Here is a 20,122-nt window from a genome sequence, read left to right on the forward strand (position 1 = left end):
GCGGTGGGTGTTCCCCCGGCCATGACCCCATGACCAAGCGCACCCGCATCTTCATCGGCATCCTGCTGGCCTATGCGCTGGGCGTGGGCGTGCTCATGTACCGGCTGCTGGGCGACATCGACCCGCGCTATCGCGAGTCGGCCGAAGAGTCGCTGGTGGAGGCGGCCTACCTCATCGCCTCCAGCGTCGAGTCCTCGTCGCGCGACGGCGTGCTGCAGACGGACTCGCTCGGCCCCCTCTTCCAGAACCTCTACGCCCAGCGCTTCAAGGCGGACATCTTCGGCTTCGAGAAGACCCGGGTGGAGTTGCGCGTGACGGTGGTGGACCGCAGCGGCCGCGTGGTGTTCGACTCGCGCGGCAAGAGCGTGGGCGAGGACTTCTCGCAAAAACGCGACGTCGCCCGCACGCTGCGCGGCGAGTACGGCGCCCGCACCACGCCCGACGTGGAAGACCAGCCCAGCACCTCAGTGATGTACGTGGCCGCGCCCATCCGCATCCGCAACGAGATCGCCGGCGCGGTGAGCGTGGGCAAGCCTGTGCAGGCCTTCGGCCAGTTCGTGGACGCCGCGCGTCGCAAGACCATGCTGGTGGGCGCGACCTCGGTGGTGGCGGTGCTGCTGCTGGTGGTCATCGTCTCGATGTGGCTGGTGCGGCCCTTCGGCGTCATCGCCGACTACGTGGCCTACGTGCGGGCGCAGCGCTCGTTCAGCCTGCCGCGGCTGGGGCGTCGCGCACTGGGCGCCATTGGTGCGGCCTACGACGAGATGCGCGATGCGCTGGCCGGCCGCAACTACGTGGCCGACTACGTGCAGACGCTCACGCACGAGGTGAAGAGCCCGCTGTCGGCCATCCGCGGCGCGGCCGAGCTGCTGCAGGAGCCCATGCCCGATGCCGACCGGGCGCGCTTCACCGGCAACATCGTGCGCGAGACGCAGCGCATCCAGGAACTGGTGGACCGCATGATGGAGCTGACGGCGCTGGAGTCGCGCCGCAAGCTGGAGAGCATCGCGCCTGTCGGGCTGCGCACGCTGGTGGATGAAGTCGCCGCCAGCGCCGAGGTCAGCGGCACCGCGCGCGGCATCCGCATCGAGGTGGAGCCCGGGCCTGACGCCATCGTGGATGGCGACGTCTTCCTGTTGCGCAGGGCCATCACCAACCTCGTGGACAACGCCCGCGACTTCTCGCCGCAGAACGGCACCATCACGCTCAGCCTCAAGCGCCACCGCCGCACGGTGGATGTCGTGGTGCGCGACCATGGCCCCGGCATTCCCGACTACGCCGAGGACAAGGTGTTCGAGAAGTTCTATTCCCTGGCCCGGCCTCATTCGAAGAAGCGCAGCACCGGCCTGGGCCTGGCCTTCGTGAAGGAAATCGCCGAGCTGCACCAGGGGCGCGCCTCGCTGGCCAATGCGGCTGACGGCGGTGCCCTGGCCACCCTGTCGCTGCCGCTGGCCGACAACGGTTCCTGATTCAGTTCACGCAGACTTCACACAAGCCTGCGCTTCCCCTTCGAACTGCCTTCTCACACGCGACCGATCCTGCACGCCATGCCGCACCACGCGGCCGGATCCTGGAGAGTCGCATGTTCTTCTTTCGCTACCCGCTTCGCCCGCTGTCCCACCTGGGCCGCGTGATGCTGTGCATCGCCATGTCGCTGATGGCCGCGGTGCTGATGCTCGTCAGCCCGCCGACGCAAGCCGACGATTCCGAGGCCCGCAAGGCCGAGAGCCCGTACTTCGACGTCGCCAGCAGCGACCCGTCCACCGACAGGCTGCCGCTGAAGTCCACCAGCGTGGACGTGCGCATCGCCGGCGTCATTGCCGACGTGACGGTGACCCAGCACTACCGCAACGAAGGCCAGCGCGCCATCGAGGCGCGCTACGTCTTCCCCGGCTCCACCCAATCCGCCGTCTACGCCATGACGGTGCGCCTCGGTGACCGCCTGCTCACCGCGAAGATCAAGGAAAAGCAGCAGGCGCGCATCGAGTACGACAACGCCAAGAAGGAAGGCAAGACCAGCGCCTTGCTGGAGCAGCACCGCCCCAACGTGTTCGAGATGAACGTCGCCAACATCATGCCCGGCGACGACGTGGCGGTGGAGCTGCGCTACACCGAGCTGCTGACGCCCACCGATGCGCAGTACGGCTTCGTGTTCCCGACGGTCGTGGGCCCGCGCTACAACAGCCCGCAAGGTGCGGCCGCCAATGAGAAGTGGGTGGCGACGCCCACGCTGCACGCCGGCACCGCGTCGAACACCTCGTTCGACCTGAAGCTCAGCATCGATTCGCCGCTGGCGGTGAAGGACATCACCTCGCCGTCGCATGCGATCGAGGTCGAAGGCCTGAACGGCAACCGCGCCCGTGTGACGCTGGCCGACAAGACGGCCGTCAACAACAACCGCGACTTCATCCTCGGCTACCGCCTGGCGGGCGACAAGATCGAATCGGGCCTCATAATGTTCCGCGGCGCCGAGGAGAACTTCTTCCTCGCCATGGTCGAGCCGCCCAAGGCCATTCCCACCCAGCAGATCAGCCCGCGCGAATACATCTTCGTCGTGGACATCTCCGGCTCCATGCACGGCTACCCGCTGGAGACGGCCAAGGAGCTGCTGCGCCACCTGATCGGCGGCCTGCGTGCGTCCGACACCTTCAACGTGATGCTCTTTTCCGGCAGCAGCAGCATGCTCGCGCCCACCTCGGTGCCGGCCACGCCCGCCAACATCGAGCAGGCGATGGAGACGATCCGCCGCCAGCGCGGCGGTGGCAGCACAGAGATCGTGCCGGCCTTGAAGCGCGTGGCCGCGCTGCCCAAGAACCCCGACGTGTCGCGCAGCATCATCTTCGTGACCGACGGCTACGTGACGGTCGAGAACGAGGTGTTCCAGCTCATCCGCAAGAACCTCAACCAGTCCAACGTGTTCGCCTTCGGCATCGGTTCCAGCGTGAACCGCCACCTCATCGAGGGCATGGCGCGCGCTGGCCAAGGTGAAGCCTTCATCGTCACCAAGCCGGAGCAGGCCGCCGCGCAGGCCGAGCGCCTGCGCCGCATGATCGACTCGCCGGTGCTCACGCAGGTGAAGGCCCGCTTCGAAGGCATCGATGCCTATGACGTGGAGCCGATGCAACTGCCCGACGTGATGGGCGGCCGGCCGGTCATCCTGTTCGGCAAGTACCGCGCCGATGCCGGTGCGCCGGTGCGCGGCAAGCTCATCGTCGAAGGCCGGGCCGTCGACGGCGCCTTCCGCAGCGAGCTGAGCGCCGACGGCCGCGAGAACCAGACCGCCTCCGCCCTGCGCCTGCTGTGGGCCCGCCAGCGCATCTCCTCGCTGAGCGACCAGGAGGCGCTGGAAGGCGGCGCGCAGCAGAAGGACGCCATCACCAGCCTCGGCCTGCGCTACGGCCTGCTCACGCAGTACACGAGCTTCATCGCAGTGGACCAGGTCGTGCGCAACAGCAACCCGGCGCAGACCGAGACGGTGAAGCAGCCCCTGCCCATGCCCGAAGGCGTGAGCGACCTGGCCGTGGGCGCGGAAGTGCCCAGCACGCCGGAACCTGCCGCGTGGCTCGCGCTGCTGGTGGTGATGGGCATCGTCGTCGCCACCGTGATCACCCAACGCCGCCGCTCCTGATCCGACCATGCATCCGGCAAGAGGCCACACCATGGACCACGTCATCACCACCACCTCCGCTGCGCGATGGGAACGCCGCATCGACGCCGTGCCGCCGCTGGCCTGGCTCGCCGTGCAGGCCGCGGCGCTGTGGACGCACTGGCAATGGGCGGCCTCGCGCATGGCCGACGGCTCGGACGACCCGCTCGGGCTGGCCGCGCTGGCGGTGCTCGCCTGGGCGGTGTGGCGCGTGGCGCCGCAGCTGCGTGGCACGCCGCGCCCGGGCTGGCTCGCAGGCGCGCTGGGCTTGAGCGTGCTGGCCACTGCGTCGGTGTTCTGCGCACCGCCCTTGGCGGGCGCCGTGCTGGCGGCGCTGGCCTTGGCCTGCGGGCTGAGGGCCTTCCTGCCGCATGGGCAGGCATGGCTGCCGCTGTCAGGCCTGATGGTGCTGGCCCTGCCGGTGGTGTCTTCCTTGCAGTTCTACGCCGGCTATCCGCTGCGCGTGGTCGTGGCGCAGGTCAGCACCTGGGCGCTCCAGCTCGCCGGCATGCAGGCCGAGCGTGCCGGTTCGGCCATGTCGGTGGACGGGCACCTCGTCATCGTGGACGCGCCCTGCTCCGGCGTGCAGATGGTGTGGATGGCGTACTTCTGCGCCTGCGCCATGGCCGTCGCGGGCGGCGTGAGTGACAGGCGCTTCCTGCGTGCACTGCCCTTCGTCGGCGTTCTGGTGATGGCCGGAAACATCGTGCGCAACACCATGCTCGTGGGCTTGGAAGCGCAGCAGGTGGTGGTGGCCGGCTGGGCGCACCAGGCCATTGGCCTCGCCGTGCTGGCTGCGGTGTGCGGCACGGTGGCCATGATCGTTCGCGGAGGCCGCCATGGTCGTGCGTGACCTGCCGATGAAGCTCGCCTTCGCAGGCGCCATGCTGGCCTGCGCGCTGGCCCCGGCCTTGCACCGGACGGCACCCTCGGTCTCGCCCGAGGCTCAGGTCGAGATGCCCTCCGAATGGGAAGGCCGCCCCTTGCGCCCCCTGGCCCTGAGCCCGGTGGAGGAGCGCTTCGCCTCGCACTTCCCCGGCCAGCTTGCACGCCTGACCGATGGCACGCAGACGCTGGTGTGGCGCGAGGTGCAGCGCCCCACCCGCATGCTGCATCCCGCCGCAGATTGCTACCGTGGCCTCGGCTACCGCATCGAGGAGGCACGCCTGGAGCAGGACGCGCATGACCGCCTGTGGCGCTGCTTCATCGCCGTGCGCAATGGGCAGCAGGTGCGCGTGTGCGAACGCATCGTCGACGCGAAGGGCCAGTCCTTCACCGATGCGTCGAGCTGGTTCTGGGCCGCGCAGCTCGGCCAGTCCACCGGCCCCTGGCAGGCCGTCACCACCGCGAGGGTCCTGTGATCAAGCGCATTCTTTTCTTCATGACGGGCACCTTGCTGGGCCTGCTCGTCGCCCTGGCCGCCTTCGCCGCGGTCCTGCTCAGCCTCGTGCGGCCCACGCCAGGCGGCTGGACGCACACCCTGCGCATCGCCGGCATGGAACGCGAGGTCAGCGTGCCCGCGGTGATGCGCATGGCCACGCATCCCGTCGTGATGCGCGCCCTGCAGGACCGCGACTGGCACACCCCTCGCGGCGTGGTGCGCGTGAGCGCAGGCACCGACCCTGAAACATGGACGCTCACCTGCAGCAGCTGCCGCATTCCTGCCTCGGCCCAGGACGTGCTCGCGCTCGACCGCGTGACGCTGCATGCCCGCCGCAACGCACAGAACGAATGGCAAGGCGACGTCACGCTCGGAGAAGGCCAGCGTGCCGTGCAGGGCCGCTTCAAGTACACCTTCGACGACCGCGGCGGTGAGGTGCAGCTGCAATTGCCGGACACGCCGATCGCCAGCGTCTACGGCCTGTTCGCCCGTGCAATTCCGGAGGCGGGCAAGGCACAGATCGGGGGCACCATGCGGCTGAAGGCCAGCATCAAGCTGCCGCAGCGCGACCTGCGGGTCGAACCTTTCATCGACGGCTTCAGCGTGGCTGGCCTGGGCACCGAAGCCCTGCTCAACACCAGTAGCACCTGCCCGGCACCGACGAACGGCCTGGGCACCTGGCTGCCGCGCGCCGTGGTCGCCGCGGAGGACCAGCGCTTCTACGAGCACAGCGGCTACGACCTGCGCGAGATCGCATCTGCCCTCAGCCAGCGCAACACGGCGCAGAACGTGCCCCGCGGCGCCAGCACCCTGGACCAGCAGCTGGCCAAGCTGCTCTTCACCGGCGATTCACGCGACCACGTGCGCAAGCTGCGCGAGCTGCTGTACGCGGTCGAGATGGACCGCACCCTGGGCAAGCAGCGGCTGCTGCACCTGTACCTGAGCATCGCGCCCTGGGGCGAGGGCCAGTGCGGCGCCGCGGCTGCCGCGCACCACTACCTGCACAAGCGGGTGGACAAGCTCACGCCGATGGAAGCGGCCTGGCTGGCCAGCCTGCTTCACAACCCGGACCGCGACCTCGCCGCGCTGGCACGCAACGGGCAGGTCGACGTGCAGCGCGTGTGCTGGGTCGTCGACAACCTGCATCCGCTGCGGGCGAAGCAGCGCGAGGCCATCGCCGAGGCGCTGCCGACCTGGCGGCCCGCCGCGTCGGCCGCTTCCGCTCCAGCCCGCTGACTCACATGCGCGCAGGTTGCGGCGTGCTGGCCTCGGCCTCCACGCCGCGCAGCCATTCCTGCACCAGCGCATCGACATCCTGGCGCTGCGCGGCTTCCCACACCAGCTCCGGCGGCACCACCCGCGTGCCGGGCGTCGCCGAAGGCAGCCGCACCGCGAGCTGGGCCACGAATTGCGCGACCTTGGCCGGACGCACAGGCTTGTCACGCTGGGGGATCATCAGGCGCATCTGCGCCAGCACCCAGTCTGCCAGGCGTTGCAGCGGATGCGCCGACGATGCTGCGCCGCCCGGCATCTGAGCCGAGCGCACGAAGACGAGGTGCTCGAAGCCCAGGGCGGCGACGGCGTGCTCGTCCAGGTTGGCCAGGCCGCGCTTGAGGGCATCCGGCAGGCTGGCCGCAGCATGCGGCATCACCACGAGGAGACGGCGCAGGCCACGCTCGCGCAGCATCGCCGCCAGCACGGGCAACGTCTCGGGCTGAGGACGTGCGAAGGCCAGTTCCCGGCCGTTCGCATGGCGCTCGCGGTCGAAGACGACGATGGCCGTGTCCTCGGCCCCCGCCTCCGGGCGCTCGGCCAGGGCGGCTTCAGGCACTGTCGCCAGGCCGCGCACCGCCACGTTCAGCGGCTGCGACACCACCACCGAGACCTGCGCGAAGGCGGTGCTCGCCAGCAAGTGCTCCAGCACCGCCGCGCCCAGCGTGCCGGCGCCGCCCACGACGAGCACGCGCCGCCGGGTGATGGGCATCTGGATCTGGCCGGATTGCCCGGCGCGCAAGGCATGCTGCAAGAGGCTCATGGGCGCAGTATCGGCCTGCGAGCATCCATTGCCGTGTCTAGGGATTGCCCACCGCCTCCGGCAGGGCGATGCTGGACGTCGTCCTCAGGGAGCCTGGCCACCCGCCATGAAGGTCTTCATCAGCTACCGGCGCGATGACAGCATCATCCATTCACGGCTGATCCACAACGAGCTGGCCGCGAGGTTCGGGCAGGGCGATGTCTTCATGGACATCGACGACATCGACTACGGCGAGGACTTCGCGCGCAAGATCAATGACCGCCTCGATGCCGCCGACGTGGTGGTGGCCGTCATCGGCCCGCAGTGGGCCGGCATCCTCCAGCGTCGCGCGCACGGCGACGACTACGTGCGCCACGAGCTGGCCCGCTCGCTGGCCATGGGCAAGCGCATCGTGCCCGTGCTCATCGGCAATGCAGCGCCGCCCGATGCCGGGCTGCCACCCGACCTGGCGGGACTGCGCCTGCTGAACTGCCTGCGGATGGAGGAGCGCTCGCTCAAGGCACACATCAACGAGCTGGTGGAGTCGATCCGCGGCGGCAGCTTCGAGGACGAGCTGCGCGAGCGCAACCGGCTGCGGCTGGCCCGCTGGGCGGGCGCCGCGCTGGGCCTGGCGATGTTCTTCGCCGCGTGGCTGGCGCTGCTGGACTTCGCCGGGCTGGACACCCGCTTTGCCAGCGCAACGATGTGGCTCGCGCAGCCTGGCACCCACGCCCCGTGGAGCGGCGAGGTGCTGCTGGTCGCGATCGACGAGAAGACACAGGAAGCGCTGGGGCGCCCCTTCGATGCCTCGTGGCGGCGCGAGCATGCGCAGCTCATCGAGCGGCTGTCCCGGGCGGGTGCACGCAGCATCGCCTTCGACATCTTCATCGAGCGAGAAGGCAAGCCGGAGGACGACGATGCGCTCGAAGCGGCCATCACCGCCGCGAAGGCAACGCCGGTGGTGTTTGCCGTCAAGCGCATGGAGGGCAACCGGCCGGCGCTGCTGCCGCGCATCGCCAAGGTGGCCGCCGGTGGCATCGCCTGTGGCGGCATGAAGTTCGACTATGCGCGCTCGATGCCGCTGGCGGTGCAGCGCGGGCAGCTGCTGTTCCCGTCGCTGGCGCTGGGCGCGTTCAACGGCGGCGGCAAGGTGGAGAGCCTGAGCGAGGCGGACCGCGAGTTGCGGGTGCGCCTGGTGCAGGACGACCGCTCGCCGGACGTGGGGTTCTCGTCGGCCGAGACCAAGCGCACGGTGGAAGCGGCCTGCGAGGCCATCCAGCGGGGCGACCGCATCGCGCTGCAGTGGTTCGACCCGGCCTTGCTGCCGCAATTGCGGTCGCCGGACCGGCGCGTGCCCTACGAGCAGGTGCTGCAGGCCGCGGGCGATGCCGAACTCGCGGCCTTCAAGGACAAGATCGTGGTGGTGGGCCTCACCCTGGCCGGCCGTGACGTGTTCACCGTGCCGCGGGCGGGTGACCGCTGGGGCGTGGAGCTGCACGTGGAGCAGGTGGACGCCCTGGTCCGCGGGGACGTGATCCGCCCCATGGGTTTTGGCGCCTCGATTGGGCTGATGCTCGGGCTGGGGCTGGCTGGCGCCTCGATGCGCCACGCGTTGCGCCGCAGGGGATGGGGCGTGCGGGTTGTTGCCGCCCTGGGTGGGATCGTTGCGTGCGCAGCACTGGCCGTGGCGACCTACCGGATCGACCATGTGCTGGTCAACTTGCCCTATGCGGTGGCAGCATTCCTGCTGTCGTGGTGGCTGGCTGCCTGGCTGGAAAGGCGGGATGAACGATGAATGCAGGATCCTGGCGATGGATGCGAGCCGTGCTGGCGCTGCTGTGCGGCCTGGCGCTGGCCGGCTGCGGCAGTGCGCCGACACGGCCGCGCGAGATCACGCTGGCGGGCATCGTGGTCGACGGCACGCGCGTGGCCCGGCCCGATGAAGGCGGGCTGGTGCAGGTCAATCGAAACGGGGCCTGGCTGGATGCCAAGGCCAGCGCCGTGCTGCAAGAGGGCGACTGGATCAGCACGGGGCCGAATGCCTACGCCCTGATCCGCTACCCGTCGGGCAGCGAGATCTACATGCGGCCGAACACGCGTGGACGCATCGGGTCGTTCTCGGAGATGGTGGGCGAGGTGTTCGCCAAGATCCGCGGCCTGTTCGCGGTTCAGACGACCTTCGTGAAGGCTGGTGCCGAAGGCACGGCCTACTCGGTACGGGCGAACCAGTCGGGCGAGTACGCGGTGGTGGTGCTCGACGGGACGGTGCGCCTGTCATCGCTGAGCAATGCCTGGCCATCGGTGGCCCTGGGTCCCGGGACCATGGCCTCCGGGCGCCCGCAGGTGCCGCCACGGCCAACCTCCGTGCCGGCGTACGAGATCGAACGCACGCATGCCTGGGTCGACCGCATGGAGAAGCTGCTGCCTGCGCCGGCGTCGCAGGCGTCCTCGTCCGACGTGGGCAAGGCCCTGGCCGTGGCGGGGCTCATCGCGATCATCGCGGCGAGCCAGTCGTCCTCAGATGACCTGAAGGCGCCCACCGACCTGACGCCGCCCGGCACGGCGAGGGAGCCCGCCAGGCCCGGCTATTGCGGCGGGCTGACGCTGTCATGGAAGCCGGTGAGCGGCGCGCGCGAGTACCAGGTGACCGTCGAGCAGTTGGGCACTGCCCGCATTGCCTCGGCCCCTGCGCCCATCGTGCGCACCGCATCGACCAGCAGCCTCGCCTTCCCGGCACGCGCTTATGGGATGTACCGCTGGCACGTCGAGGCACGCGACGGGCATGGCAAGTCCGGTCCGGCATCGGAGCCGGCCCATTTGTACTGCCCAGGCTAGGGCTTGCCCTGACCCTGGGCGCCCTGCCGTTCACGTTTTCACGTTGTCTGTCAGCAAAATCCTCGGTGGGATCGTTTCCCGCAAGACCGCCACCTTTCTGGCCAACCCTTCTGGAGTCCACATGCGCACTGCCTCTCGTCTTCTGATGTCCGCCGGGCTCGTGGCCCTGGCCTGCACTGCCCAGGCGCAACCCGCGCCGCCGATCAAGCCCGGGCTGTGGGAGGTGCAGGTGGAGCGCGACGGCGCCGAGGCCAAGATGCCCGACATGAGCGAGCGGCTGAAGAACATGCCGCCTGAGCAGCGCGCCAAGATCGAGGAGATGATGAAGGCCCGGGGCATCGACATGGGCGCGGGCGGCGGGAAGATCCGCCTGTGCTTCGACAAGGAGTCGCTCAGCTCCGAACGCTGGGCAGCCAGCCGCGGGCCGGAGGGCGAAGTCAGCTGCAAGACCGACTTCACCACCCGCAGCAACACGAGCTGGAAGTGGCATTCGGTGTGCACGCAGCCGTATCAGTCCGAGACCAATGGCGAGGCCCTGTTCGCCGACGCCGAGCACTACATGGTCAAGAACACCACGACCCGCACGGTGCAGGGCCAGGCCAAGACCACGCAGATGACCTTGAAGTCCAGCTACGTGAGCTCGGATTGCGGAGATGTGAAGCCGATCAAGCCGGGGCTGGGCGGCAAGCCGCAGGTGAAGAAGCCCAACGCCGGCTGATTCCCTGCAAAACAAAACCCGCTGGGCTTGCGCCGAGCGGGTTTTGTCTTGATGCCTCGTCGCCGAGGCCTCGGATCACTTCTTCATCAGGCGGCGCAGCGCAGCGATCTGCGCGGCGTACAGCGCGAGTTCGCTCTGGGCGCGGGCGACGTCGATGTCGCTCTTGGCGTTCTTGAGCGCTTCCTCGGCCAGACGCTTGGCCTCGGTGGCCTTGGCTTCGTCGAGGTCCTTGCCGCGGATGGCGGTGTCGGCGAGCACGGTGACCGTGCCCGGCTGCACTTCGAGAATGCCGCCGGCCACGAACACGAACTCTTCCTCGCCGTTGTCGGCGCGCTCGATGCGCACCGCGCCGGGCTTGATGCGGGTGATCAGCGGCGTGTGGCGGGGCAGGATGCCCAGCTCGCCGTTCTCACCCGGCAGCGCGACGAACTTCGCTTCGCCGGAGAAGATCTGCTCTTCGGCGGAGACGACGTCCACGTGGATCGTTGCCATCTTGGTTCCTTAGCGTGTTGAGAGTTGGACGAAGAACCCCGATTACTGGAGCTTCTTGGCCTTCTCGAACGCTTCGTCGATCGTGCCGACCATGTAGAACGCTTGCTCGGGCAGGCTGTCGCACTCGCCGTTCACGATCATCTTGAAGCCGCGGATGGTTTCCTTCAGCGGCACGTACTTGCCCGGCGTGCCGGTGAACACTTCGGCGACGTGGAAAGGCTGCGACAGGAAGCGCTGGATCTTGCGCGCGCGGGCCACGGCCAGCTTGTCTTCCGGCGACAGCTCGTCCATGCCCAGGATCGCGATGATGTCACGCAGTTCCTTGTAGCGCTGCAGCGTGCCCTGAACGGCGCGGGTGGTGCTGTAGTGCTCTTCGCCCACGACGTTGGGGTCGACCTGGCGGCTGGTGGAGTCCAGCGGGTCCACGGCGGGGTAGATGCCCAGCGCGGCGATGTCGCGAGACAGCACGACGGTGGCGTCCAAGTGGGCGAAGGTCGTGGCGGGAGACGGGTCGGTCAAGTCGTCCGCAGGGACGTACACGGCCTGGATGGACGTGATCGAGCCGACCTTGGTCGACGTGATGCGCTCTTGCAGGCGGCCCATTTCCTCGGCCAGCGTCGGCTGGTAGCCCACGGCGGAAGGCATGCGGCCCAGCAGCGCGGACACTTCGGTACCGGCCAGGGTGTAGCGGTAGATGTTGTCCACGAAGAACAGCACGTCGCGGCCTTCGTCGCGGAACGACTCGGCGATGGTCAGGCCGGTCAGGGCCACGCGCAGACGGTTGCCCGGGGGCTCGTTCATCTGGCCGTACACCATCGACACCTTGGACTCGGCCAGGTTGTCGAGCTTCACGACGCCCGATTCGGCCATCTCGTGATAGAAGTCGTTGCCCTCGCGGGTACGCTCGCCCACACCAGCGAACACCGACAGACCCGAGTGGGCCTTGGCGATGTTGTTGATGAGTTCCATCATGTTCACGGTCTTGCCCACGCCGGCGCCACCGAACAGACCCACCTTGCCGCCCTTGGCGAACGGGCAGATCAGGTCGATCACCTTGATGCCGGTCTCGAGCAGCTCTTGCGAGGGGCTCAGCTCGTCATAGGCCGGGGCCTTGCGGTGAATGGGAGCGGTCAGCTCGGCGCTGACGGGACCGCGCTCGTCGATGGGCGCGCCCAGCACGTCCATGATGCGGCCCAGCGTCGCCTTGCCCACGGGCACGGTGATCGCGTTGCCGGTGTTGGTGACCATCAGGCCGCGACGGATGCCGTCGGACGAACCCAGCGCAATCGTGCGCACCACGCCGTCGCCCAGCTGCTGCTGGACTTCGAGCGTCAGCGCCGTGCCTTCGAGCTTCAGAGCGTCATACACGCGGGGCATCGCGTCACGCGGAAATTCCACGTCCACCACTGCGCCGATGCACTGGACGATCTTGCCTTGGGCTTGAGTGTTCGCCATGTCGATTCCTTCAAACAATATTCAGATGCGGGATCAGACCGCGGCCGCGCCGCTGACGATCTCGGAAAGTTCCTTCGTGATCGCGGCCTGGCGGGTCTTGTTGTAGACCAGCTTCAGCTCGGCGATCAGGTTGCCGGCGTTGTCGGTGGCGGCCTTCATCGCGACCATGCGCGCCGATTGCTCGGACGCCATGTTCTCGGCCACGGACTGGTACACCAGCGCCTCGATGTAGCGGGTCAGCAGCTCATCGATGACGGTGGCTGCGTCGGGCTCGTACAGGTAGTCCCAGCCGTGCTGCTTCTTCTCCTCGTCGGTCTGCGCCAGGCGCGAACCATCGAGGGGGAGCAGCTGCTCGACCATGGGCTCCTGCTTCATCGTGTTGATGAACTTCGTGTAGCAGAGATAGACCGCATCGAGCTTGCCTTCGACGAAGGCATCGAGCATCACCTTCACCGGGCCGATCAGCTTGTCGAGCTGGGGCTTGTCGCCCAGCTGCGTCACGTGCGACACGACGGCCGCGCCGACGCGGTTCAGGAAGCCCAGGCCCTTGTTGCCGATGGCCACCGCCTGCACCGTGCCGCCGCCTTGCTGCACTTCACGCATCTTGTTCGTGACCGCGCGCAGCACGTTGGTGTTCAGGCCGCCGCACAGACCCTTGTCGGTCGTGACGACGATGAACCCCACGTTCTTGGGCGCATCGCTGCGACGCATGTAAGGCGAGTGGTACTCCGGGTTCGCCTGCGACAAGTTGGCCGTGATGTTGCGGATCTTGTCGGCATACGGACGCGCATGGCGCATCCGGTCCTGCGCCTTGCGCATCTTGGACGCGGACACGAGCTCCATCGCCTTCGTGATCTTCTTGGTGTTCTCGAAGGACTTGATCTTGCCGCGTATTTCCTTGCCTACCGCCATGACGGTACTCCTTTCGTCTTGAGGTCCGTCAGGGGCTTAGGCGAAAGACTTCTTGAAGGCTTCGATCGCGCGAACCAGCTCGGCCTCGGCATCCTTGTCAAGGGCCTTGTCGCTCTCGAGCTTTTGCAGGAGAGCGGCGTGGCTGGACTTCAGGTGCTGGTGCAGGCCGTGTTCGAAAGCCAGGACCTTCTTCACGTCCAGGTCGTCGAAGTAGCCCTTGTTCACCGCGTACAGCGTCGCGCCCATCAGGCTGATCGGCAGCGGAGAGTACTGGGCCTGCTTGAGCAGTTCCGTCACGCGGGCACCACGGTCCAGCTGCTTGCGGGTCGCGGCGTCCAGGTCGGACGCGAACTGCGCGAACGCAGCCAGTTCACGGTACTGCGCCAGGTCGGTACGGATACCGCCGGACAGGCCCTTGATCAGCTTGGTCTGCGCAGCACCACCCACCCGCGACACCGAGATACCGGCGTTGATGGCGGGGCGGATGCCGGCGTTGAACAGCGACGTCTCCAGGAAGATCTGGCCGTCGGTGATCGAGATCACGTTGGTCGGAACGAAGGCCGACACGTCACCGGCTTGCGTTTCGATCACGGGCAGCGCGGTCAGCGAACCGGTCTTGCCCTTGACTTCGCCCTTGGTGAACTTCTCGACGTAGTCGGCGTTCACGCGGGCTGCGCGTTCGAGCAGGCGGCTGTGGAGATAGAACACGTCGCCGGGGAAGGCTTCGCGGCCCGGGGGACGGCGCAGCAGCAGCGACACCTGGCGATAGGCGACGGCCTGCTTGGACAGGTCGTCATAGATGATCAGGGCGTCTTGGCCGCGGTCGCGGAAGTACTCGCCCATCGTGCAGCCGGAGTAGGCCGACACGTACTGCATGGCAGCGGACTCGGACGCCGAAGCAGCCACGACGATGGTGTATTCCATCGCGCCGTTCTGCTCCAGTGCGCGCACGACGTTCTTGATCGACGAAGCCTTCTGGCCGATCGCGACATACACGCAGGTCATGTTCTGACCCTTCTGGTTGATGATCGCGTCGATGGCCACGGCCGTCTTGCCGGTCTGGCGGTCACCGATGATCAGCTCGCGCTGGCCACGGCCGATCGGCACCATCGAGTCGATGGACTTCAGGCCGGTCTGCACAGGTTGCGACACCGATTGACGTGCGATCACGCCGGGAGCGACCTTCTCGATCACGTCCGTCATCTTGGCGTTGATCGGGCCCTTGCCGTCGATGGGCTGGCCCAGCGCGTTCACCACGCGGCCGATCAGCTCGGGGCCCACGGGCACTTCGAGAATGCGGCCCGTGCACTTGACGGTGTCGCCTTCGGAGATGTGTTCGTACTCGCCCAGAATCACCGCGCCGACGGAGTCGCGCTCGAGGTTCAGAGCCAGGCCATAGGTCGGCTGGCCGTCCTTCGTGGCGGGGAACTCGAGCATTTCGCCGGCCATCACGTCCGACAGGCCGTGAATGCGGACGATGCCGTCGGTCACCGAGACGACGGTGCCCTGGTTGCGAATGTCCGCCGCGGCACCCAGGCCTTCGATGCGGGACTTGATCAGTTCGGAAATTTCAGCGGGATTCAGTTGCATTGCTTTCTCCGAAAGCGTGAAACGTGATGGGTGAAAGGTGAAACGTGAGGCTCAGTCGACGCCGCGTTTCGCTTCCCACATCTCACTTTTCACATTTCACGTTTCATGCAGCACGCACGGCTTACGCCGTGAGCGCCACCTTCATTTGTTCGAGACGGGCCTTGACCGAGGTGTCGAGCACTTCGTCGCCGACCACCACGCGAATGCCGCCGATGAGCTCAGGCTCCACCACCACGCTGGCGTTGAGCTTGCGGCCGAAGCGCTTTTCCAGCGCGGCCACGACATCGGACAGTTGCGTGCCGTCGATCGGGAAGGCGCTGTACACCGTGGCATCGGACACGCCCGACTGGGCGTTCACGAGGGCACGGTATTGCGCCGCGATCTCCGGGAGGGCGCTCAGGCGGCCGTTCTCGATCACCGTGCGCAGCAGGTTCTGCACGGCCGGCGCGAACGCCACAGCCTTCAAGGCACCGATGATGACGTCGTAGACGGCAGTGGCTTGCACCTTGGGGTTGTCGGCGAACTGGCGCAGCTCGTGCAGGCTCGCGACCTGGCCCAAGGCGTCGAGCTGGTCAGCCAGCTCGCGCGGATTGGACTGGCCCCGGGCCTTGAACAATGCCTCTGCGTAGGGACGGGCGATGGTTGCGAGTTCAGCCATGGCAGTGTCCGATCAAAGCTCGGTCTTCAGGCGGCCCAACAGCTCGGCGTGAACGCCGGCGTTGACTTCGCGCTTCAGGATCTGCTCGGCGCCCTTGACGGCCAGCGCGGCGACCTGCTCGCGCAGGACTTCACGGGCCTTCACGGACTCCTGCTCGGCTTCGGCCTTCGCGGCAGCGACGATCTTGGCGCCTTCCTCGCTTGCGCGGGTCTTGGCTTCCTCGATCATCGACTGCGCCAGGCGCTCGGCGTCAGCCAGTCGCTGGGTCGCGTCGGTGCGGGCAGCGGCAAGCTGCTCTTCGACGCGCTTGTTGGCGGCGAGCTGGTCGGCCTTGGCCTTGTCAGCGGCGGACAGTCCCTCGGCGATCTTCTTCGCACGCTCGTCGAGCGCCTTCGTGATGGGCGGCCACACGAACGACATCGTGAACCACGCCAGGATGAAGAACACCACGAGCTGTGCAAACAGGGTTGCGTTGATGCTCACGGCAACACCTTTCCTTGCAGCTAGGGGTTGATCGGAAGAAGTCGAATTACTTCAGAACGAACGGGTTGGCGAAGGCGAACATCATCGCGATACCAACGCCGATCAGGAACGCGGCGTCGATCAGGCCGGCCAGCAGGAACATCTTGGTTTGCAGTTCGTTCATCAGCTCGGGCTGACGAGCGGCGGATTCGAGGTACTTGCTGCCCATGATGCCGATGCCGATGCAGGCGCCGATGGCACCCAGACCAATGATCAGACCAGCGGCGAGAGCAACAAAACCAAGAACGTGTTCCATGAAAGACTCCTAGTAGGGAAAGGAAAAGTTGTGGTGGTGGAAAGAAAGAACTGCGATCAGTGAGCGTCGTGCGCCTGGCCCACGTAGACGAGGGTCAGCATCATGAAGATGAAGGCTTGCAGCGCGACGATCAGGATGTGGAAGATGGCCCAGCCCGTGCCCGCGAGCACGTGGACGATCCACATCGTGATGCCGGTGGCGCTGGAGAAGCCGACGGCCCCCATCAGCGCGATCAGCATGAAGACCAGCTCGCCGGCGTACATGTTGCCGAACAGACGCATGCCATGCGACACGGTCTTGGCGAGGAATTCGATCATCTGGAACAGGAAGTTCGGGATGTACAGCGCCCAGTGGTCGCCGAAGGGAGCGGAAACGAGCTCATGGAACCAGCCGCCCGCGCCCTTGATCTTGACGTTGTAGTACAGGCAGATGAGCAGCACGCCGATGGACATGCCCAGCGTGGCCGACAGGTCGGCGGTGGGCACGACGCGCATGTAGGCGTGGTGGGCGTCATGGCCGGCGGCGCCATAGATCTGCTCCCAGACCTTGGGCAGCAGGTCGACCGGCAGGAAGTCCATGGAGTTCATCAGGAAGATCCAGATGAACACCGTCAGCGCCAGGGGGCCGACGAACTTGCGGGAGGTGGCGTTGTGAACGATGGACTTGGCCTGGTTGTCGACCATTTCCAGCACGATCTCGACGGCGGCCTGCATGCGCCCGGGCACGCCTGAGGTGGCCTTCTTGGCAACGCTGCGCAGGACCCACAGGCCCAGCACGCCCATCAGGAGCGACCAGAACAGGGTGTCGAGGTTGATGACCGAGAAGTCGATGATGCCGTTCTGCTCATGCGAACGGAAATGCGTCAGGTGGTGCTGGATGTACTCACCGGCGGTGGGGCCAGCGTGTGCGGCGTGTTCGGCAACTTGAGCTTCGGCAGCCATGTCGAATCAGAGTCTTTCGTTGTTCTCTCAAACCGGCCGGCGCTGCCACAGCATCGCCAGCCAATTCACCTTCACGCACACGATCATGGCGACCAGCAACGCCGGCCAACTCAGATCGGGTACCACTCTTGGAGCGGCTGCCAGCATGGCAACCGCCACAGCAATCTTCACCATCTCCCAGAACATGAACCCGAACACCGCAGCGCCCGGGTTAGGACTGGTTCGCCTCGTCATTCCGCGCGCCAGCAAGGCACTGGGAAGGACGGTCGCGGCAGCGCCATACAGCGCCGACCACGACGTACCGGCGCGTTGAGTGACGGCCCAGGTCAGGACCGCACACAGCACACCGGCTAAAGCTTGGCTTCCAACCACCCGCCATGGCGACACCGGCGGGTGCTTGGCCCTCAAGGCCTGAGCTTCTTCTCGCGTCAGGGGCTTGAAAGGCGGATCCTCCACCTCATCTGGCGTTTGACCGTTGTGGTGGACCACGGGGCCCGTATTCGTCTTCACGGTCAAAGTTACAGTCGGTTTCGGCAAAGCCTCGGGATTATATACGTGGAAACCCGTGCGGCTTTCTACGACCCGGCCGGCACTGTGCATGGGTATGCTGTCCGGTACCTGACGAGCGAGGGGCTCAGCGAGGGGCAACACGCATGTGGACACTGGTCAAATTCGTGCATCTGGCCGCGGCCATCACATGGATGGGCGGCATGGGATTCATGCTCTTCGCGCTGCGCCCGGCCGTGGGCATGCTCACCCCACCGCAGCGGCTCACGCTGCTGGCTGAAGTGCTGTCGCGCTTCTTCCTCATCGTGCGTGTCGCGGTGGCACTGCTGTTCTTCAGCGGGCTGGCGATGGTGCTGCATGCCGGCCTGCGACAGGCTCCGCTCGGATGGCACCTGATGATGGGCATCGGCATCGTGATGTTCGCGATCTTCGGGCACCTGGATGCCGGCCCGCACCGAAGGCTTCAGCAAGCTGTCAGTGAGAACGACTGGCCGCGCGCGGCTGAAGCGATGAAACCGATCCCCACGATGGTGACGATCAACTTCGCACTCGGATGGATCGCCATCGCAGCCGTGAGCTTCATCGCGTGATGCGACCGCGCAATCAGGGCAGCTGGAGGTAGTGCGTCGCGAGCGCCTTGAATGCCGCGGATGACGCAGCGGCATCGAACCCAGCGCCGAGTTCGTCGCGCAGGATCGAGCCCACCTCATCGGCCAGCTCGCCGGCTTTCCGGGCATCGAGGAAGAGCAGGCGGCAGCGCCTGGCCAGCACGTCCTCCACGGTGCGCGCCATCTCCTCACGCGCGGCGAAGCGCACCATGGCCTCGCTGAGGCCGCCGCCGTCTTCGCTCCACAGCCAACGGTCGGCGCCGGGCAGGTCGCGCAGCCTGGCAGCCTCGATGCCGTAGAGATGCTCGCCCGGTGACTGCGTCAGCGACTCGGCACTGCGCCTGGGCGCACCGACAAGCGGCAGGTAGGCCGTGGCCGGTCCGCGCCGCGGCGACAGCAGGTGGCGATCGAAGCAGCGGTCCAGCACATCCTCGGCCATCGCGCGGTAGGTGGTCCACTTGCCGCCGGTCACCGTGACCAGGCCCGAACGCCCGACACGCACCACGTGCTCGCGAGAGATGGCCTTGGTGTCCTCATCGTCATCGGCTCGCACCAGCGGGCGCAGGCCCACCCAGACCGATTTCACGTCGGCCCGGGTCGGCGCCTGCGCCAGGTAGCGGCCTGCCTCGGACAGGATGAACTCGACCTCGTCATGGAACGGCGATGGCTCGGTCGCAAGGTCGTCACGCGGCGTGTCGGTGGTGCCCAGCACGGTCTTGCCCATCCACGGCACGGCGAACAGCACGCGGCCGTCGCGGGTCTTGGGGACGAGCAAGGCATGGTCGCCAGGCAGGAAGCGCCGGTCGACCACGAGATGCACGCCCTGGCTCGGGGCGACCATCGCCGGTCGCTTCTTGTCTCCTGGCGATGCATCCATGTCTCGGATGGCATCGACCCACACGCCGGTCGCGTTCACCACGCACCCAGCCTGCACATCGAAGGACTCGCCGGTCTCCGCATCCCGCGCCACCACGCCACGCACCTTGCCGTCTTCGCGCAGCAGCGCCGTGACCGCGCAGTGGTTGAGCACGCAGGCACCCTGCGTTTGCGCCGTGCGCGCCAGCGCCACTGCCAGCCGCGCATCGTCGAACTGCCCGTCCCAGTACTTCACGCCGCCGGACAACCCATCGCGGCGCAGGTTGGGCAGTTGCGACAGGGTCTGCGCAGCGCTCAGGAATTGCGTGTCGCCCAGCCCGCGTCGGCCGGCCAGCGCGTCGTACATCTTGAGCCCGAGGCCGTAGAAGCTGCGCTCCCACCACTGGTAGCTGGGCATGACGAACGCGATCGGCTGCGCCAAATGCGGTGCATTGGCCAGCAGCTTGGCGCGCTCGGCCAAGGCTTCGCGCACCAGCGACACGTTGCCCTGCGCGAGGTAGCGCACGCCACCGTGCACCAGCTTGGTGGCGCGCGACGAGGTGCCCTTGGCGAAGTCCGTGGCCTCCAGCAGCACCACCGAGAAGCCGCGCGCGGCGGCATCGAGTGCGACGCCGGTGCCCGTGGCACCACCGCCGATCACGGCCAGGTCGAACGGCCGGCCGTCACGCAACCTGGCGAGTTGATCGGCGCGCTTCATGGCCAATCGCGTCG

20 protein-coding genes are annotated in these 20,122 nt (G+C 67.2%); 9 read left to right on the top strand and 11 right to left on the bottom strand.

What is annotated here, in order from left to right; translation table 11 throughout:
- Positions 1-29 precede the first annotated feature (29 nt).
- From creC to DZC73_RS12290, 5 genes are all read left to right on the top strand, one after another.
- Entirely contained in the window at positions 30-1,469 is a 1,440-nt protein-coding gene (gene creC, locus DZC73_RS12270; RefSeq protein WP_124540543.1) for a two-component system sensor histidine kinase CreC, read from the top strand.
- 113 nt (positions 1,470-1,582) lie between these two features.
- Positions 1,583-3,628 (top strand): VIT and vWA domain-containing protein, encoded by a 2,046-nt coding sequence (locus tag DZC73_RS12275; protein ID WP_235835106.1) that lies wholly within the window; start codon positions 1,583-1,585, stop codon positions 3,626-3,628.
- A 31-nt stretch (positions 3,629-3,659) separates the two neighbouring features.
- On the top strand, positions 3,660-4,499 hold the full coding sequence (gene xrtQ / locus DZC73_RS12280) for an exosortase Q (RefSeq protein WP_161974554.1): 840 nt from the start codon (positions 3,660-3,662) through the stop codon (positions 4,497-4,499).
- The gene (locus DZC73_RS12285; RefSeq protein ID WP_124540545.1) at positions 4,486-5,007 is read left to right on the top strand and encodes a hypothetical protein; all 522 of its coding nucleotides are present in this window, start codon (positions 4,486-4,488) and stop codon (positions 5,005-5,007) included. The genes xrtQ and DZC73_RS12285 overlap by 14 nt, the downstream gene beginning before the upstream one ends.
- Positions 5,004-6,263, top strand: a complete 1,260-nt coding sequence (locus DZC73_RS12290) for a biosynthetic peptidoglycan transglycosylase (RefSeq protein ID WP_124540546.1) — start codon at positions 5,004-5,006, stop codon at positions 6,261-6,263. The genes DZC73_RS12285 and DZC73_RS12290 overlap by 4 nt, the downstream gene beginning before the upstream one ends.
- A 1-nt stretch (position 6,264) precedes the next feature.
- Here DZC73_RS12290 and DZC73_RS12295 read toward each other — a convergent pair whose 3' ends face one another.
- Positions 6,265-7,062: a hypothetical protein gene (locus tag DZC73_RS12295; RefSeq protein ID WP_161974555.1), complete on the bottom strand. Its 798-nt coding sequence runs from the start codon at positions 7,060-7,062 to the stop codon at positions 6,265-6,267.
- Positions 7,063-7,168: 106 nt separating this feature from the next.
- On the opposite strand from DZC73_RS12295, the gene DZC73_RS12300 reads away from it, so the two are divergent.
- The 3 genes from DZC73_RS12300 to DZC73_RS12310 all read left to right on the top strand — a co-directional run bounded on the left by DZC73_RS12300 (position 7,169) and on the right by DZC73_RS12310 (position 10,594).
- A complete protein-coding gene (locus DZC73_RS12300) occupies positions 7,169-8,836 on the top strand; it encodes a CHASE2 domain-containing protein (RefSeq protein WP_161974556.1) in 1,668 nt (555 codons plus the stop codon).
- Positions 8,833-9,876, top strand: a complete 1,044-nt coding sequence (locus DZC73_RS12305; RefSeq protein ID WP_124540549.1) for a FecR family protein — start codon at positions 8,833-8,835, stop codon at positions 9,874-9,876. The genes DZC73_RS12300 and DZC73_RS12305 overlap by 4 nt, the downstream gene beginning before the upstream one ends.
- Positions 9,877-9,997: 121 nt before the next feature.
- A complete protein-coding gene (locus tag DZC73_RS12310; protein ID WP_161974557.1) occupies positions 9,998-10,594 on the top strand; it encodes a DUF3617 domain-containing protein in 597 nt (198 codons plus the stop codon).
- A 75-nt stretch (positions 10,595-10,669) separates the two neighbouring features.
- Here the strand turns inward: DZC73_RS12310 and DZC73_RS12315 are convergent, their stop codons facing one another.
- The 9 genes from DZC73_RS12315 to DZC73_RS12355 all read right to left on the bottom strand — a co-directional run bounded on the left by DZC73_RS12315 (position 10,670) and on the right by DZC73_RS12355 (position 18,020).
- The gene (locus DZC73_RS12315) at positions 10,670-11,086 is read right to left on the bottom strand and encodes a F0F1 ATP synthase subunit epsilon (protein WP_124540551.1); all 417 of its coding nucleotides are present in this window, start codon (positions 11,084-11,086) and stop codon (positions 10,670-10,672) included.
- A gap of 42 nt (positions 11,087-11,128) precedes the next feature.
- Positions 11,129-12,541: a F0F1 ATP synthase subunit beta gene (gene atpD, locus DZC73_RS12320; RefSeq protein ID WP_124540552.1), complete on the bottom strand. Its 1,413-nt coding sequence runs from the start codon at positions 12,539-12,541 to the stop codon at positions 11,129-11,131.
- A gap of 33 nt (positions 12,542-12,574) precedes the next feature.
- A complete protein-coding gene (gene atpG / locus DZC73_RS12325; RefSeq protein ID WP_124540553.1) occupies positions 12,575-13,453 on the bottom strand; it encodes a F0F1 ATP synthase subunit gamma in 879 nt (292 codons plus the stop codon).
- A 36-nt stretch (positions 13,454-13,489) separates the two neighbouring features.
- Positions 13,490-15,043 (bottom strand): F0F1 ATP synthase subunit alpha, encoded by a 1,554-nt coding sequence (atpA, locus tag DZC73_RS12330; protein ID WP_124540554.1) that lies wholly within the window; start codon positions 15,041-15,043, stop codon positions 13,490-13,492.
- Between the two features lie 121 nt (positions 15,044-15,164).
- Positions 15,165-15,701 carry a F0F1 ATP synthase subunit delta gene (locus tag DZC73_RS12335; protein ID WP_124540555.1) on the bottom strand — a complete coding sequence of 179 codons (537 nt, stop codon included), beginning with the start codon at positions 15,699-15,701 and terminating at the stop codon, positions 15,165-15,167.
- Positions 15,702-15,713: 12 nt separating this feature from the next.
- Complete coding sequence (locus DZC73_RS12340; RefSeq protein ID WP_124540556.1) at positions 15,714-16,184, bottom strand: F0F1 ATP synthase subunit B; 471 nt, start codon at positions 16,182-16,184, stop codon at positions 15,714-15,716.
- A gap of 46 nt (positions 16,185-16,230) precedes the next feature.
- Complete coding sequence (atpE, locus tag DZC73_RS12345) at positions 16,231-16,479, bottom strand: F0F1 ATP synthase subunit C (protein WP_011827793.1); 249 nt, start codon at positions 16,477-16,479, stop codon at positions 16,231-16,233.
- A 56-nt stretch (positions 16,480-16,535) separates the two neighbouring features.
- Positions 16,536-17,420 (bottom strand): F0F1 ATP synthase subunit A, encoded by an 885-nt coding sequence (gene atpB / locus DZC73_RS12350; RefSeq protein ID WP_124540557.1) that lies wholly within the window; start codon positions 17,418-17,420, stop codon positions 16,536-16,538.
- A gap of 27 nt (positions 17,421-17,447) precedes the next feature.
- Positions 17,448-18,020, bottom strand: coding sequence for an ATP synthase subunit I (locus DZC73_RS12355; protein ID WP_124540558.1), 573 nt, complete (start codon positions 18,018-18,020; stop codon positions 17,448-17,450).
- A gap of 53 nt (positions 18,021-18,073) precedes the next feature.
- Between DZC73_RS12355 and DZC73_RS12360 the strand changes: the two genes are divergently transcribed.
- The gene (locus DZC73_RS12360; RefSeq protein WP_124540559.1) at positions 18,074-18,517 is read left to right on the top strand and encodes a CopD family protein; all 444 of its coding nucleotides are present in this window, start codon (positions 18,074-18,076) and stop codon (positions 18,515-18,517) included.
- 13 nt (positions 18,518-18,530) lie between these two features.
- Here the strand turns inward: DZC73_RS12360 and DZC73_RS12365 are convergent, their stop codons facing one another.
- Entirely contained in the window at positions 18,531-20,108 is a 1,578-nt protein-coding gene (locus tag DZC73_RS12365; RefSeq protein WP_124540560.1) for a glycerol-3-phosphate dehydrogenase/oxidase, read from the bottom strand.
- Positions 20,109-20,122 lie beyond the last annotated feature (14 nt).

It is taken from the genome of Rhizobacter terrae, assembly GCF_003852895.1.
GTDB classification, from domain to species: domain Bacteria; phylum Pseudomonadota; class Gammaproteobacteria; order Burkholderiales; family Burkholderiaceae_C; genus Albitalea; species Albitalea terrae.

What these genes read in the sequence shown, in the direction of transcription:
- creC (WP_124540543.1), top strand. Translation starts at nt 30, where the DNA reads ATGACCAAGCGCACCCGCATCTTCATCGGCATCCTGCTGGCCTATGCG.
- DZC73_RS12275 (WP_235835106.1), top strand. Translation starts at nt 1,583, where the DNA reads ATGTTCTTCTTTCGCTACCCGCTTCGCCCGCTGTCCCACCTGGGCCGC.
- xrtQ (WP_161974554.1), top strand. Translation starts at nt 3,660, where the DNA reads ATGGACCACGTCATCACCACCACCTCCGCTGCGCGATGGGAACGCCGC.
- DZC73_RS12285 (WP_124540545.1), top strand. Translation starts at nt 4,486, where the DNA reads ATGGTCGTGCGTGACCTGCCGATGAAGCTCGCCTTCGCAGGCGCCATG.
- DZC73_RS12295 (WP_161974555.1), bottom strand. Translation starts at nt 7,062, where the DNA reads ATGAGCCTCTTGCAGCATGCCTTGCGCGCCGGGCAATCCGGCCAGATC.
- DZC73_RS12300 (WP_161974556.1), top strand. Translation starts at nt 7,169, where the DNA reads ATGAAGGTCTTCATCAGCTACCGGCGCGATGACAGCATCATCCATTCA.
- DZC73_RS12305 (WP_124540549.1), top strand. Translation starts at nt 8,833, where the DNA reads ATGAATGCAGGATCCTGGCGATGGATGCGAGCCGTGCTGGCGCTGCTG.
- DZC73_RS12310 (WP_161974557.1), top strand. Translation starts at nt 9,998, where the DNA reads ATGCGCACTGCCTCTCGTCTTCTGATGTCCGCCGGGCTCGTGGCCCTG.
- DZC73_RS12315 (WP_124540551.1), bottom strand. Translation starts at nt 11,086, where the DNA reads ATGGCAACGATCCACGTGGACGTCGTCTCCGCCGAAGAGCAGATCTTC.
- atpD (WP_124540552.1), bottom strand. Translation starts at nt 12,541, where the DNA reads ATGGCGAACACTCAAGCCCAAGGCAAGATCGTCCAGTGCATCGGCGCA.
- atpG (WP_124540553.1), bottom strand. Translation starts at nt 13,453, where the DNA reads ATGGCGGTAGGCAAGGAAATACGCGGCAAGATCAAGTCCTTCGAGAAC.
- atpA (WP_124540554.1), bottom strand. Translation starts at nt 15,043, where the DNA reads ATGCAACTGAATCCCGCTGAAATTTCCGAACTGATCAAGTCCCGCATC.
- DZC73_RS12335 (WP_124540555.1), bottom strand. Translation starts at nt 15,701, where the DNA reads ATGGCTGAACTCGCAACCATCGCCCGTCCCTACGCAGAGGCATTGTTC.
- atpE (WP_011827793.1), bottom strand. Translation starts at nt 16,479, where the DNA reads ATGGAACACGTTCTTGGTTTTGTTGCTCTCGCCGCTGGTCTGATCATT.
- atpB (WP_124540557.1), bottom strand. Translation starts at nt 17,420, where the DNA reads ATGGCTGCCGAAGCTCAAGTTGCCGAACACGCCGCACACGCTGGCCCC.
- DZC73_RS12355 (WP_124540558.1), bottom strand. Translation starts at nt 18,020, where the DNA reads ATGCACAGTGCCGGCCGGGTCGTAGAAAGCCGCACGGGTTTCCACGTA.
- DZC73_RS12360 (WP_124540559.1), top strand. Translation starts at nt 18,074, where the DNA reads ATGTGGACACTGGTCAAATTCGTGCATCTGGCCGCGGCCATCACATGG.
- DZC73_RS12365 (WP_124540560.1), bottom strand. Translation starts at nt 20,108, where the DNA reads ATGAAGCGCGCCGATCAACTCGCCAGGTTGCGTGACGGCCGGCCGTTC.